Source organism: Geodermatophilus telluris (genome assembly GCF_900102745.1).
GTDB lineage: Bacteria > Actinomycetota > Actinomycetes > Mycobacteriales > Geodermatophilaceae > Geodermatophilus > Geodermatophilus telluris.
The window spans coordinates 126,671-140,606 of sequence record NZ_FMZF01000008.1; the positions used below are offsets into that span (position 1 = coordinate 126,671).

9 protein-coding genes are annotated in these 13,936 nt (G+C 77.5%); 6 read left to right on the forward strand and 3 right to left on the reverse strand.

All coding sequences use genetic code 11. The features are described from left to right. Positions 1-124: 124 nt before the first annotated feature. Both BLQ97_RS21695 and BLQ97_RS21700 read right to left on the reverse strand, forming a co-directional pair. Positions 125-4,669 carry an HAD-IC family P-type ATPase gene (locus BLQ97_RS21695; protein WP_091368935.1) on the reverse strand — a complete coding sequence of 1,515 codons (4,545 nt, stop codon included), beginning with the start codon at positions 4,667-4,669 and terminating at the stop codon, positions 125-127. Positions 4,670-4,733: 64 nt separating this feature from the next. Further along, positions 4,734-5,966, reverse strand: coding sequence for a PucR family transcriptional regulator (locus BLQ97_RS21700; protein ID WP_245692608.1), 1,233 nt, complete (start codon positions 5,964-5,966; stop codon positions 4,734-4,736). A gap of 110 nt (positions 5,967-6,076) precedes the next feature. Between BLQ97_RS21700 and BLQ97_RS21705 the strand changes: the two genes are divergently transcribed. The 5 genes from BLQ97_RS21705 to BLQ97_RS21725 all read left to right on the forward strand — a co-directional run bounded on the left by BLQ97_RS21705 (position 6,077) and on the right by BLQ97_RS21725 (position 12,617). Beyond that, on the forward strand, positions 6,077-7,579 hold the full coding sequence (locus BLQ97_RS21705; protein WP_091368938.1) for a flavin-containing monooxygenase: 1,503 nt from the start codon (positions 6,077-6,079) through the stop codon (positions 7,577-7,579). Beyond that, positions 7,576-8,547 (forward strand): alpha/beta fold hydrolase, encoded by a 972-nt coding sequence (locus tag BLQ97_RS21710; protein WP_091368942.1) that lies wholly within the window; start codon positions 7,576-7,578, stop codon positions 8,545-8,547. Before BLQ97_RS21705 ends, BLQ97_RS21710 begins: the two co-directional genes overlap by 4 nt. Next, the gene (locus BLQ97_RS21715; protein WP_091368945.1) at positions 8,544-9,392 is read left to right on the forward strand and encodes an SDR family NAD(P)-dependent oxidoreductase; all 849 of its coding nucleotides are present in this window, start codon (positions 8,544-8,546) and stop codon (positions 9,390-9,392) included. The genes BLQ97_RS21710 and BLQ97_RS21715 overlap by 4 nt, the downstream gene beginning before the upstream one ends. A 20-nt stretch (positions 9,393-9,412) precedes the next feature. Then, positions 9,413-10,609 carry an AGE family epimerase/isomerase gene (locus BLQ97_RS21720; protein ID WP_245692610.1) on the forward strand — a complete coding sequence of 399 codons (1,197 nt, stop codon included), beginning with the start codon at positions 9,413-9,415 and terminating at the stop codon, positions 10,607-10,609. A gap of 517 nt (positions 10,610-11,126) precedes the next feature. Beyond that, entirely contained in the window at positions 11,127-12,617 is a 1,491-nt protein-coding gene (locus tag BLQ97_RS21725; protein WP_245692612.1) for an HNH endonuclease signature motif containing protein, read from the forward strand. A gap of 196 nt (positions 12,618-12,813) precedes the next feature. Here BLQ97_RS21725 and BLQ97_RS21730 read toward each other — a convergent pair whose 3' ends face one another. Beyond that, the gene (locus BLQ97_RS21730; RefSeq protein WP_091368947.1) at positions 12,814-13,224 is read right to left on the reverse strand and encodes a DUF6221 family protein; all 411 of its coding nucleotides are present in this window, start codon (positions 13,222-13,224) and stop codon (positions 12,814-12,816) included. 66 nt (positions 13,225-13,290) lie between these two features. On the opposite strand from BLQ97_RS21730, the gene BLQ97_RS21735 reads away from it, so the two are divergent. Continuing rightward, complete coding sequence (locus BLQ97_RS21735) at positions 13,291-13,926, forward strand: CG0192-related protein (protein ID WP_091368949.1); 636 nt, start codon at positions 13,291-13,293, stop codon at positions 13,924-13,926. The last annotated feature ends 10 nt before the right edge of the window (positions 13,927-13,936 follow it).

Sequence of the window (13,936 nt, forward strand, 5' to 3'; positions counted from 1 at the left end):
TGGGCGGGTGTGACCCGGTCGGCACCCCGATCTCCGCGGTCGCCGGCCCGTGCGGGCGGACGATGGAGGGGAGACCGACGAGAGGAGGAGCCGTGCAGGCAGAGCTGAGCGAGCTGCACGAGAGCTACGTCTGGCGGGTCAACCGGGCCGTGGCCGAGGAGCGGATGGACGTCGTCCGCGAGCTGTACGAGGAGTACTTCGAGGCGGCGCTGGAGCGCATCCTCGCCACCGCCTGAGCGGCGGCCGGGGTCCGCAGCAGCTCGGCGACGGCGGTGCCGGCGGCGGCCCAGGCCAGCACCAGCAGCCACGACAGCGGGTCCAGCGGGCGGCAGCCGAAGAACCGGCTGAGCCCCGGCGTCTGGACGACGGCGGCCAGCGCCAGCAGCGAGCCCGCGGCCGTGGCCAGCACCAGCGGGCTGCGCCGCCCCGCCCACGCGGTCTGGCCGAGCTGGGTGGCGATGAGCGCGGCCAGCCCCATCGTCCCGGCGTGCCGCCGCCCGGCCAGCCGCCCGGTGGCCCACGCGCCGGTGGCCCCGGCCGCCGTCGCCACCCCGCGGACGGCGACCAGCTCCCGCACCGACGCGGCGAACCCGCGCTGCGGGCCCGCGGCCAGCACCGCCTCCAGCGGGTGCCCGGACAGCGGGCCGCCGTCGGACGACGGGGCGGCGGTGCGGGGCGCGGCGACCGCGACCGCCAGCGCGGGGAACATGTCGGTGAGCAGGTTGACCAGCAGCAGCTGGCGGGTGCCCAGCGGCGCCCGCCCGCCGAACGCGGTGCCGAGCACGGTGAACCCGACCTCGCCGGCGTTGCCGCCGACGAGGATGGCCACCGCGTCGCGCACCCGCGACCACAGCGCCCGGCCCTCGGCGACGGCGTCGACCAGCCGGGTCAGGTCGGCGTCGGTGACCACCAGGTCGGCCGCGCTGCGCGCCGCGGGCGACTCCGCACCCGCCACGCCCACCCCGACGTCGGCCAGCCGGATCGCCGCCGCGTCGTTCACGCCGTCGCCGGTCATCGCCAGCGTGGCGCCGGCCTTGCGCAGCGCGCCGACCAGCAGCACCTTCTGCTCCGGCGAGAGCCGGGCGAACACCGCGGCGCCGGCCACCAGCCGGGCGCGCTCGGCCTCCGACGCCCGGGCCAGCTGCGCACCGGTGACCACCCGGTCGGCCCCCGGCACCCCGGCCTGCGCGGCGATCGCCGCCGCCGTCTCGGGGTGGTCGCCGGTGGCCACGAGCACCCGCACCCCGGCCGCGCGCAGCTGCTCGACCGCGGCCGCCGACGACGGCCGCACCGTGTCGGCCAGCCCCACCAGCCCGCGCAGGGTCAGCCCCTCGGCGGCCGCCTCCAGGTCGCCGGGACGCCCGTCGACGGCGCGGTCGGCGACGGCCAGCACCCGCAGGCCCGCGCAGGCGAGCTCCTGCACCCGCGCCGCGGCGTCGCCCGGCTCCCCGCAGCGGCGCAGCACGACCTCCGGGGCGCCCTTGACCACCAGGTGGCCCCCGCGCAGCGCGGCGGCGAAGCCGCGGCCGGTGGCGAAGGGGACGCTGGCCTCCGGCGGCCCGTCCGCGGCCACCCCCCGGTCGCGCGCGGCCGCCACGACCGCGCGGTCGGTCTCGTGCGCCTCGTCGTCGCCGGCGCCGACGGCCGCCGCGGCGAGGCCGAGCAGGGCGTCGTCCGCGAGGTCCCCGGCCAGCGGGACCAGCCGCACCACCTGCAGCCGGTTCTCCGTCAGCGTGCCGGTCTTGTCGAAGCAGACGGTGTCCACCCGGCCCAGCGCCTCCAGCACCCGCGCGCTGCGGACGACCGCACCGCGCCCCGACAGCCGCCGCGCCGCGGCCTGCTGGGCCACGGTGGCCACCAGCGGCAGCCCCTCCGGCACGGCGGCCACCGCGACGGCCACCCCGGCGCCGACCGCCTCGCGCAGCGGCCGCCGCCACAGGACGCCCAGCGCGGTCACCGCGCCTCCGCCGGCCAGCGTCAGGGGCAGCACCGCGCGGGTGAGCTCGGCCAGCCGCGTCTGGACGCCGGCCGGTGGCGGCCCGCTGCCGGCGGCGCGGGTGGCGCGCCCGGCCTGGGTGGCCGGGCCGACGGCGACGACCACCGCGCGACCGCTGCCGGCCACCACCGTGGTGCCGTCGAAGAGCACGCACCGGCGGTCGGCGACGTCGGCGCCCGGGGTGGCGGCCACCGACTTGGCCACGGCCAGCGACTCGCCGGTGAGGCTGGACTCGTCCACCTCCAGGTCGTCGGCGGCCAGCAGGCGGGCGTCGGCGGCCACCACGTCGCCGGAGGAGACCACCACGACGTCGCCGACCCGCAGCTCGCCGGCGGGCACCTCGACCACGTCGCCGTCGCGCTCGCGGCGCACCCGCACGTCCTGCTCGAGCAGCAGCGACTCCAGCGCGGTCTCCGCCCGCACCCGCTGCAGCGCCCCGAGCAGCGCGTTGCCCACGGTCACGCTGCCCACCAGCAGCGCGTCGGCGCTCTCGCCGAGCACCGCGGTGGCCCCGGCCCCCGCGCCGAGCACGGGGGTGAGCGGGTCGGCGAGCTCGGCGGCCACCGTCCGGGCGAACCGGGCCGGCCCGCGCAGCAGCGCCGCCCCCGGCACCGGCCGGCGCCGCCGCGGCTCCGGCGCCGCGGGCAGCGCGGCCAGCCGGCGCAGCACGTCGTCGGTGTCGAGCGCGTGCCAGGGGGTGTGCACCGACGGCGGGGGGTCGGGACGGCGGGCCGCCCGCACCGCCGTCCACGTGCCGTCGAGGATGGTGGCGACGGAGGCGGTCTTGCCCGGGGTGGTCGCCTTGCGCTGCCCGTACAGCGGCGAGCCGACGGCGGCCAGCAGGGTGCCCAGGACGTTGCCGGTCAGCGCGCTCTGCACCGACCGGCGGCTGACCGCCCGGGCGTCGGCGGTGGCGGCCACGACCCGGCACACCGCGGCCAGGTCCGGACCGGTGAGCAGGTCGGCGCCCCACGCCGGCGTGCGGCCCGGGGACACCGGGGCGACGGCGACGTCGGCGGCCAGCAGGGCGGCGGGGTCGAGCGCCGACACCAGCAGCACGCCGTGTCCCTCGCCCTGCAGCCGGCGGACGACGTCGGCCAGCGGCTCGCCGTCGGCCACGACCTGCCCGGCCATGCCGGTGAGCTCGCGGGCGCCGGCGTGCGCGGTGAGCACCAGCAGGTGCCCGGCCGACACGGCCGCGCACAGCAGCGCCTCGGCGTGCGGGTCGAGCTCGGGGGCGACGAGCACCGTGCCGACCCGGCGGCGCCCGGCGTACAGGGCCCGCCGCTGCCCGCCGTCGGGTGCCGGCCGCGGCGGCCCGAGCCGGGTCCCGGCCTCGGCGCCGTGGTCGCCGTCGGCGTCCAGCAGCCGCGAGGCCGCCGTCCACACCCGGGCGTCGTCCCACCCGCCGACCGCGGTGCCGGCTGCGGTGTCGGCGGTGGCCTCCAGCACCACCGGCGGGCCGGTGCACAGCACCGCGCCGTCGACGACCACGCAGTCGACCCGGTCCAGGCGGCGGTAGACCGACCCGTCCATCGGGACGACGCCGGCGCGGCACAGCAGCAGGTCCAGGGTGGCCGCGAACGACTCCCGCCCCTGCAGCGCGGCCTTGGGGCTGAGCGCCTTGACCAGGTCGGCGGCGCGGCTGGGCCGGCGGGTCAGCGCCAGGACGGCGAGCACGGCGGCCGTGGTGGCCGGGTCCAGCCGCGCCCGGTACCGCTCCAGCGACCCGGGCGGCAGCGGCTCCGGCCGCGGCCCGGCGTCGACGGCCTTCGGCGGGTCCTCGTCGGGGTGCGGCCGGCACAGCTCCTCCTCCCGCCGGCACCACACCTGCCGGCGGGCGCGCGCCTCCAGCGCCTGTTGCAGCGAGCCGACGGCGTTGAGCGCCGGGACCGTGGAGCTCTGCGTGAGCGCGTGCAGGGTCGCCGACAGCGCGTCGAGGGCCAGGCCGGTGCCCACGCCGCCGATCCGCCGGGTGAGCGCGCCGGTCAGCCAGTCCTGCGCGTCGAGCAGCGGCAGGACCAGGGTGGCGTGCCGGGACAGCGGCGGCACCGGCAGCACCCGGCCCAGGGCGGCGACGCCGACGGCGAGCAGGTCAGCGGTGGCGGAGGCGAGCGCGGCGAGCACCGGCTCGAGGTCGGCAGGGTGGTCCTCCCGCTCGGGCAGCCCGGCGTCGCCGGCCACCGCCTCGTGCAGCGCGCCCACGGTCTCGACGACGTCGCCCACGCCGACCCGGCGCTCGTCGACGGCGACCAGCACCCGGCCGACCACCTCGTTGACCGCCGCCCAGTGCACCCCGTCGAGGCGCTCGAGCCGCTCGCGCAGCGCCCGGCCGGCGTCGGGCGGGGCGTCCGGCGCGGGCTCGGGGACCTCCACCTGCACGACACCGGGCCCGGCCCACACCCGCGGCGTGCGGCGCGCGTGCGGTGGCTCGAGCATCCCGCGCGCCACCGCGGCGAGCTCGCGGACCCGGCCGGTGGGCAGCGGGTCGGCGCCGGTGACCAGCCGGCCGACGGCGCGCACGCCGGGCGCGGCCACCGCGCGGGTGGTGCTGCCCAGCAGGTCGGCGGCCGCGAGGGCGGGCAGCGCGGCCAGGCCCGCCCCGGCCACGGTCACCCGGGCCGTGGCCGACAGCGCGCCGCGCACGAGCCCGTACCGCGGCAGCAGCCCCATCGCCGACCTCCTCGACGCCGTCCATCGTGGACGGCGTCGTCCGGATCCGCACCAGGGACCGGCGTCATCCGGACGCGCCCCGCCAGCGGAGCACCTCCAGCGCCGCGGCGACGCCGAGGACGTCCTCGGCCAGGGGCCGCGGGAGCAGCTCGTCGGCGCGCGCCAGGCGGCGCAGCACGGTGTTGCGGTGCGTGTAGAGGCGGGTGGCGGTGCGCGAGGCGTTGCCCAGCTCGCGCACGTAGGTGAGCACGGTGGCGCGGGTGTCGGCGTCGGCCGTGAGCAGCCCGCCGAGGGTGTCGGCGAGGAACTCGTCGACGGCCGTGGGCTCGCTGGTCAGCAGCGCCACCAGCTGCACGTCCTCGTAGCGGGCCACCTGCTGCGGGGAGGTGAGCCGGGCCAGCATCCGCTGCGTGGTGGCCGCGTCGAGGTGGCTGCGCCGGAAGCCCTCGACGTCGCGGCCGGGGCGGCCCACGGCCAGCCGGACGTCGGGCGCGCCGGCCAGGGCGGCGGCGAGGTCGGCGGTGCGCGGCGCGGTGCCCACCGGCAGCCACACCCACAGCGCCGCGGCGCTGGCGACGACGGTGAGCCGGTGCGGCGCGCCCGCGGCCCGCACCGCCGCCTCCGCCGCCGCCTCCAGCTGCTCGGGCGCGGCGCGGCCCGACCCGCTCCACACGATGACGGCGGTGTGCGGCCCGGACAGGCCGTAACCGAGCTGCGCCTCCGCGCGGGCCCGGCTCAGCGGCGCGCCCTCCAGCAGCAGGGTGACCGCCGCACGCCGGTCGGCGTGCGCGCCGCGGGTGAGCTCGGCCCGCTCGGCGGCCATCCGCTCGGACACCGCGGCGACGGTGTCCTCGATGAACGTGGTGATCGACAGCGCCGAGACGTCGAGCAGCGCGCGCAGCTCCACGGGGTCGGCGGTCAGCTCGAAGCAGATCTCCATCCACCGCCGCCACGCCACGCCCTGCGCGGTGCGGTAGGTGTCCAGGCCGCTCTCGTCGAGCCCGCGCCGCACGAGGTCGCGGGCGGCCTCGAGGACCTCCGGCTCGGTGTTCACCGGCACCCGGGCGCCGGGGCGCTGCACGTTGGCCGCCGCCCAGTGCAGCAGGTTGGCCAGCGTGGCCCGCCGGGTGGCCGCGGCCAGCACCGGGTCCTCGGCCACCGGGCGCATGCGGCTGCCGGCCAGGGCCGCGGCCTGCATGTCGGTCACCCAGTCCGCCCGCGGGTCCAGCGCGACCTCCGCGCCGCGGCGGAACAGCTCGCGCACCCGCGGCGACACCTCGGGCCAGTCGTCCGTCACCGGGGCAGTGTGCACCAGTAGGCGTCCATCGTGGTGCACGTCGTGCTGGCGGGCGGGCACCCCGTCCGCCGATGGTGGGAGGGCACCGTCCCCTCTCCCCTGGAGCCCGGATGTCCTCCGTCCCGTCGCCGGCCGCCCCCGAGCACCTCGACGTCGTCGTCGTCGGGGCCGGCATCTCCGGCATCGGCGCCGCCCGCTACCTGCGCACCGAGCTGCCGCGGACGTCCTTCGCCGTCCTCGAGGCGCGCGCCGCCTCCGGCGGCACGTGGGACCTGTTCACCTACCCGGGCATCCGGTCGGACTCCGACCTGCACACCTTCGGCTACGAGTTCAAGCCCTGGCGCGACCGGCAGTCGATCGCCGACGCCCCGCGGATCCTCGACTACCTGCGCGAGACGATCACCGAGAACGGCCTCGACGCGCACATCCGCTTCCAGCGCAAGGTCGTCGGTGTCTCCTGGTCGTCGGCCGACGCGCGCTGGACCGTCGACGTCGAGCACACCGACACCGGCGAGCGCAGCACGCTGACCGCCGGCTGGGTGTTCGTCGCCGGCGGCTACTACCGCTACGACGAGGGCTTCACCCCGCACTTCGAGGGCCGCGAGCGCTTCCGCGGGCCGGTCGTGCACCCGCAGCACTGGCCCGCCGACCTCGAGTACGCCGGCAAGCGGGTCGTCGTCATCGGCAGCGGCGCCACCGCCGTCACCCTCGTGCCCGCGATGGCGCGGACGGCCGCGCACGTGACGATGCTGCAGCGCACGCCCACGTACGTGCTGCCCGTCCCCCGCGAGGACAAGATCGCCGCGGCGCTCCGGAGGTGGTTCGGCGACGAGCGCGGCTACGCGCTCACCCGGCGCAAGAACATCGCGCAGCAGCGGCTCATCTACCGGTTCTGCCAGAAGCACCCGCAGGCGGCGCGGAAGCTCATCCGCCGGATCAACGCGAGGATGCTGCCCGAGGGCTTCGCCGTCGACGAGCACTTCAACCCGCCCTACGACCCGTGGGACCAGCGGCTGTGCGCCGTCCCCGACGGCGACCTGTTCCGCGCGATCCGCGAGGGGACGGCCGACGTCGTCACCGACCGGATCGTGACCTTCACCGAGAACGGGGTCCTGCTGGAGTCCGGCCGCGAGCTGGAGGCCGACGTCGTCGTCACCGCCACCGGGCTGAACGTGCAGGCCTTCGGCGGGCTGCGCCCGGTGGTCGACGGCCGCGAGGTCGAGCTGTCGGAGACGCTCGCCTACAAGGGGATGATGCTGTCCGGCGTGCCGAACCTGGCCTTCGCCATCGGCTACACCAACAGCTCCTGGACGCTGAAGATCGGCCTGCTCTGCGAGCACTTCACCCGCCTGCTGCGGCACATGGACGAGCACGGGTACGACACCTGCACGCCCGAGCCGAGCGACCCCGGCATGCCCACCCGGCCCTTCCTCGACTTCGCCGCCGGATACATCCAGCGCGCCGTCGACGTGCTGCCCCGACAGGGCGACCGGATGCCGTGGCTGACCTCCATGGACTACGCCGACGACGTCAAGCTCCTGCGGGCCGACAGCGTGGTCGACCCGGAGCTCGCCTTCTCCTCCTCCCGCGCCCGCGCGACGGTGGCGGCGTGACGGCGTTCCTCGAGGCGCCGGAGGCGGTCGGGCACCCGGCGGACCGCTTCGTCGAGCTGCCCGCGGGCCCGCGGCTGTGCCACCGGGTCGACGGGCCGGACGACGGCGAGCCGCTGCTGCTCGTCGCCGGTCTCGGCATCGACCTGACGTCGTGGCCGCAGCGGCTGGTCGACGGCTGCGTCGAGCGCGGCTTCCGCGTGATCCGGTTCGACAACCGCGACGTCGGCCGGTCCAGCCGGGTGGCCACCCCGCCGCCGGGCCGGCTGCGCCAGCTGCTGGCCCGCCCGCGGCCGGACGCCTACGACCTGCTGGACATGGCCGCCGACACCGTCGGCCTGCTCGACGCCCTGGGCGTCGGCCGGGTGCACCTGGTCGGGATGTCGATGGGCGGGATGATCGCCCAGGTCGTCGCCGCGCGGCACCCGGCACGGGTGGCCACGCTGACCTCCATCTTCTCGACCACCGGCTCGCGGCGGGTGGGCCAGCCGGCCCGCTCGACGCTCCTGCGGCTGGCCGCCGCGGCGCCGCGCAGCGTCGAGGAGCACGTGCAGCGGCACCGGGCGATGCTCGGCCACATCGGCTCGGCGACGTTCCCGCCCGACGACGAGCTCGAGCACGCCTGGGCCGTCGGGCTGTGGGAGCGCGGCGGCGGCACCCGGGCGCGCGCCGGCGTCCCCCGCCAGATCAGCGCGATCCAGGCCTCCGGCGACCGCACCGCGGACCTGCGCCGGATCACCGCGCCCACGCTGGTCGTGCACGGCGACCGCGACCTGATGGTGCACCCCACCGGCGGCCGGGCCACCGCGGCCGCCGTCCCCGGTGCGCGGCACGTCGAGATCGCCGGGATGGGCCACCACATCGCCCCCGGCGTCGTCGACCGGCTCGTCGAGCTGACCGCCGAGCACGCCCGCCTCTCCCCCGTCACGACCCGTCTCGGGACCCCGACCCCCACAGGAGCACCGCGATGAGCAGCGTCCACGGCAAGGTCGCCGTCGTCACCGGCGCCGCGTCCGGCATCGGCCGGGCCCTCGCCTTCGAGCTGGCCCGGCGGGGCGCGCGGCTGGCGCTGTCCGACGTCGACGAGCTCGGCCTGGCCGAGACCGCCGACCGGGCGAAGGCCCTGGGCGCCGAGGTGCACACCGCCCGCGTCGACGTCGGCGACCGCGCGGCGGTCCTCGCCCACGCCGAGACGGTGGCCGCGCACTTCGGCGTCGTCCACCAGGTCTACAACAACGCCGGCATCGCCGGCGGCGGCACGGTCCTCGACAGCGACTGGGAGGTCTACGACCGCGTGCTGCGCGTGAACCTCCTCGGCGTCCTGCACGGCAGCAAGGCGTTCCTGCCGCACCTGATCGCCTCCGGCGACGGGCACGTCGTCAACGTGTCCAGCCTCAACGGGTACCTGGCGCAGCCCTCGCTGTCGGCGTACTGCACCAGCAAGTTCGGCGTCCGCGGGTTCACCGAGACCCTGCGCGGCGAGATGCTGGCCGCCGGGCACCCGGTGCAGGTGAGCGTGGTGCACCCCGGCGGCGTCAAGACCGACATCGCCACCAACACGCTCCGCGAGGCCGAGGCGCGCGGCATCGAGGTCACCGACGAGCAGCGCGCCCACGTGCGGACCTACAACGAGAAGCTGCTGCGGATGCCCGCCGAGCAGGCTGCCCGGATCGTCGTCGACGGCGTCGAGGCGGGCCGGCCGCGCATCCTCGTGGGCACCGACGCCAAGCTGGTCGACCTGCTGGTGCGGCTGTTCCCCCGCCGGTACCCGCAGTGGCTGGTCCGCCTGGAGCAGCGCGCCACCGGCGGCCGCTGAGGGGCGCTAGCGTCCCCGGCGTGCCCCCGCTGCTGACCGGTGAGCTCGACCGGCTGCTGACCTTCGCCACCCGCGCCCGCCGGGACGACGGCGGCTTCGGGTCGCTGGCCGCCGACGGCTCGCTCGACCCCGCGCACCCGCGCGAGACGTACGTGACCGCGCGGATGACGCACGTGTTCGCGCTGGCCGCGCTGCTCGGCCGGGCGGACGCCGACGAGCTGGCCGGGCACGGCGTCGCCGCGCTCACCGGGCCGTTCCGGGACGCCGTCCACGGCGGCTGGCCGGCCTCCCCCGACGCCGACGACACCAAGGCCGCCTACGTGCACGCCTTCGTCGTGCTGGCCGGGGCGAGCGCGGCCACCGCCGGGGTGCCCGGCGGGGAGGCGCTGCTCGCCGACGCGCTCGACGTGTGGGACCGGCGCTTCTGGGACGACGGCGCCGGGATGGCCGTCGAGGAGTGGGACGCCGGCTGGACGGCGTGCTCGGGCTACCGCGGCGTCAACGCCAACATGCACGGCGTCGAGGCGCTGCTGGCCGCCGCCGACGCGGCCGGACCCCGCGCCGGGGAGCTGCGCGGCCGCGCCCTGCGGGTGCTCGAGCGGGTGGTGCACGGCGAGGCGCGCTCCCGCGACTGGCGGCTGCCCGAGCACTACGACGCCGGCTGGCGCCCCGACCTCGAGTTCAACGCCGACCGCCCGTCGGACCCGTTCCGGCCCTACGGCGTCACCGTGGGCCACCAGCTCGAGTGGTCGCGGCTGGCACTGCACGCCCGCGCGGCGCTCGGCGCGGACGCCCCGGGCTGGCTGCTCGACGACGCCGTCGGGCTCTACGACGCGGCCGTCGCGCGCGGCTGGCACGCCGACGGCCACGACGGCTTCGTCTACACCCTCGACTGGTCCGACCGGCCGGTGGTCGCCGCCCGCATGCACTGGGTGCTCGCCGAGGCGATCGGCGCGGCCGCCGTCCTCGGCCGGGTCACCGGCGACCCGCGCTACGCCGACGACCCCCGCCGGTGGGACGCGCACGCCGCGCTGTTCCGCGACGACGCCGTGGGCAGCTGGCACCACGAGCTCACGCCCGACGGCCGGGTGGGGACGACGACCTGGCCCGGCAAGCCCGACGCCTACCACGTGGCCCAGGCGCTGCTGCTGCCGCGGCTGCCGGTGCGGGGCAGCGTGGCCGCCGGGGTGCGGGCCGCGCTGGCCGGCGAGGACTGACCCCGGCCGCCGCCCCTCTCGGGCGGCCCTGCGGGCCTGCCCTGGGGTACGACACGGCCCCGGCGCGGGGGTTCGACGGCCACGCCGGGGCCGGTTCACGATCTTGCGTGCCCGCTGGGAGTGAGCTGAAACACAACTGTGAGCAGAGTCTGGCGGGCGGGGCGCACCCGGGACACCCCAGGGCCCCGCCCACGCAGAGCATGCGGTGCCGGCCGGAGCTCCGCAACAGATGTCTCAGACGTCTACATCCGCGACGGTTCTGTTTCGGGCTCGCCCCTCACCGCGAGGCCACCGTCGGTGGGTACCGCGGTGCGTCGTCCACACGACGTCGAATTGGCCCTAGCCCCGGCCCGACGGCGCCCGTGACGGCACCGCCGAGCGGAAGCGCCCCGGCGGAGGCGTGGTGCGCGACTGCGACCCGGCAAGGCCCCTCCTCGGCGGTCCCGTCCCTCTCACCACTCCGACTTCAAGCCGCTGAGCTGCGATAACTGTCGTACCCCGGTCGTAGGTTCGTCTCGTGGAGCAGATCGGGGAGGACGCGCCGCCGTGCGACGGCGGTCTGCTCGACCTGCTCGTCGCGGGTGCGCCGGAGGTGCCGCGGTTGCCGGTGGCGTTGCTGTCGCGGGAGCAGAAGGCCGCGGAACTGACGCGGGTGCAGGCGCGCAAGGCGATGGACGCCGCCTACGAGGCCGAGCTGGTGCTGGGCCTGGCCGACGACAGTCCCGACGACCTGGACCCCACTCCGGGCACGCCGGGGGCACGGCGGGGGGCGTGGGCGCCGGACCCGGAGCTGCCCGGGGTGAGCGAGTTCTTTCCCGCGGAGCTGGCGGTGGTGCTCAACTGCGGCCGCCGCTCGGCGTCGTTGTTGGCGCACCGGGCGTGGGTGTACCGGGAGTCGCTGCCGGCCACGTGGGCGGCGCTCGCCGAGGGGGTGCTGGACGAGGCGCGGGCCAAGGTCTTGGTGGAGGTGCTGCAGCACACCGACCCCGCCGTCGCCCGCGAGGTGGAGGCCCGGCTGATCGGGCAGGCCGCCGGCTGGACCACCCACACCCTGCGCAAGCGCGCGGTAGCCGCCCTGCTGGCCGTGGACGCCGACGCCGTCGACGTGCGGCGCAAGGAGGCGGAGCGGCAGGCCGACGTGCGCGTCTACCCCTCCCCGCGGGAGGGGATGAGCACGCTGGCCGCCGACCTGCCCGCCCCGGTGGCCGCGGCCTGCGTCGACCTGGTCGACCAACTCGCCGCGCTGCTCAAGCGCGACGGCGACCAGCGGCCCATCGGCCAGCTGCGCGCCGCCGTGCTCGCCGACCTGATCCAGCGGCCGTGGGACACCAGCCGCCCGCCGGTGACGGCGCACCTGCAGATCACCGCGACCCGGGCGGCCCTGGCGGGGGACAGCAACGAGGCCGGTGAGGTGAACGGCCTGCCGATCACCATCGGGCAGCTCCGCGAGCTGCTGCGCGCCCTCGACGGGCTGGGGCTGCGCACGCCCGAGGGCGGGTCGGTGACCCTGGCGCTCACCGAGGACGACGGCACCCTGCGCGCCACCACCACCCTCGACCAGCTCCGCCGCCTCGCCCGCCGCGGCTGCCCGGAGCACCCGGCCGCCGACTGCGGATGTGCGGTGCTCGACCGGCCCGCGCCGGTCGATCGGCACGACCCGAGTGCGGCGCAGCAGACCTTCGTGCACACCCGCGACCGCACCTGCCGCTTCCCCGGCTGCGGCCAGCGCGTCGGCTGGGCGGATGCCGACCACGTCGTCCCGCACGCCTGCGGGGGTGTGACGGACTGCGCCAACCTGTGCTGCCTGTGCCGCAGCCACCACCGCCTCAAGACCTTCGCCAGAGGCTGGCACTTCCACATGAGCGCCGACGGGGTGCTCACCGTGACCACCCCGTCGGGCATCACCCGCACGACGAGACCACCGGGCGTGCGACCACCACCGCCACCCGCCGAGAGCCCGCCACCGGAGGAGCCAGCCGACTCCGACGACGAACCGCCGCCCTTCTAGTCCGGCCCGCCCTGTCCCCACGTCGATCTGTCGCCACGTCGACCCGCCGATCTGGCGACCTGTCCATGTGACGACCCGTCGACCCGTCGACCCGTCGACCCGTCGACCTGGCGACCCGTCGACCCGTCGCCAGGTCGATCCGGCGACATGGGGACCAGCGACGAGGGGGCGGGCGGCTGGGGATCCGTGGGCGTCCTCAGGGACGCCACTCCTCGCGGTAGTCGGGGTGGCCGGCGTGCGGCAGCGCCAGCAGTGCCAGCGCCAGGGCGGCCAGCTCGTGCTGGTCGGTGGGCTGGGGCGGGAAGTCCGGCAGGCCGCTGGGCCGGCTGCCGAGGAAGCGCGTGTCGGGGCGGACGTCCCGGCAGGCCTGCACCAGCCGGCTGAGCGCGGCACAGTCGGCGAGGACCCGCCCCGGCCCGAAACGGGCGGCGTGCTCGGCCGCCTCCGCCGGCTGCGGTCCGGCGACGTCCCCGCCCGCGGAGGCCTCGGCCGCCCGGGCGGCGACCCGCTTGTCCTCCGCGATGCGGGCCATGACGAACTCGTCCAGCTCCGGTGCGGCACCCGGTCCCAGCAGCGCCTCCGGCCCGGACGCGGCCTGCGTGTCCATGCCGGCATCCTCCCGCCGCCGGGGTGTCGGCAGGGGGGTCGCCGGCGCGCCCGTAGCGTCGGCCCCATGGCCGTGATCCACCAGGCGCAGCTGTCCCCGTCGAAGCTCGAGGTGGTCGGCGGGTTCGTGCGCACCCGGCCGTGGGGACGCGGCGCCGGGCCGTCCCCTCAGCGGGTGGCCGCCTACCGCTTCGACGACCCCGACGGCGAGGTCGGCATCGAGGTGCACCTGGTGCGCGGCGCCCACGGGCGGCTGCTGCAGGTGCCGCTGACGTACCGCGGCGCCCCCGCACCCGGCCAGGAGGCGCACCTGGTCGGCACCCTGCAGCACTCGGTGCTCGGCCGCCGCTGGGTGTACGACGCCTGCGGCGACCCGGTCGCCGTCACGGCGATCCTGCGGACCGTGGTCGAGGGCGGCACCGGCGCCGAGGAGCAGGTGGAGACCGGCGACGGCCGCTTCCTGCCGCGCGCCACCGACGCCGCCGTCACCGGCCGCGGAGCCCCGGGCCTGCACGTGGGACCGCTCGACGGCCTGGCCGTCCAGGACGGCGACACCGCGACGACGGTGCGCACCGGACCGCTCACGCTGGTGCTGCACCGCGTCCTCGACCCGGCCACCCCCGCGGCGGGCGCGGTCCTCACCGGCACCTGGGCCGGTCAGCCGGACCCGGTGGTGCTGGCGACCGTCACGCCGGAGGACTGAGCGGCGGGCA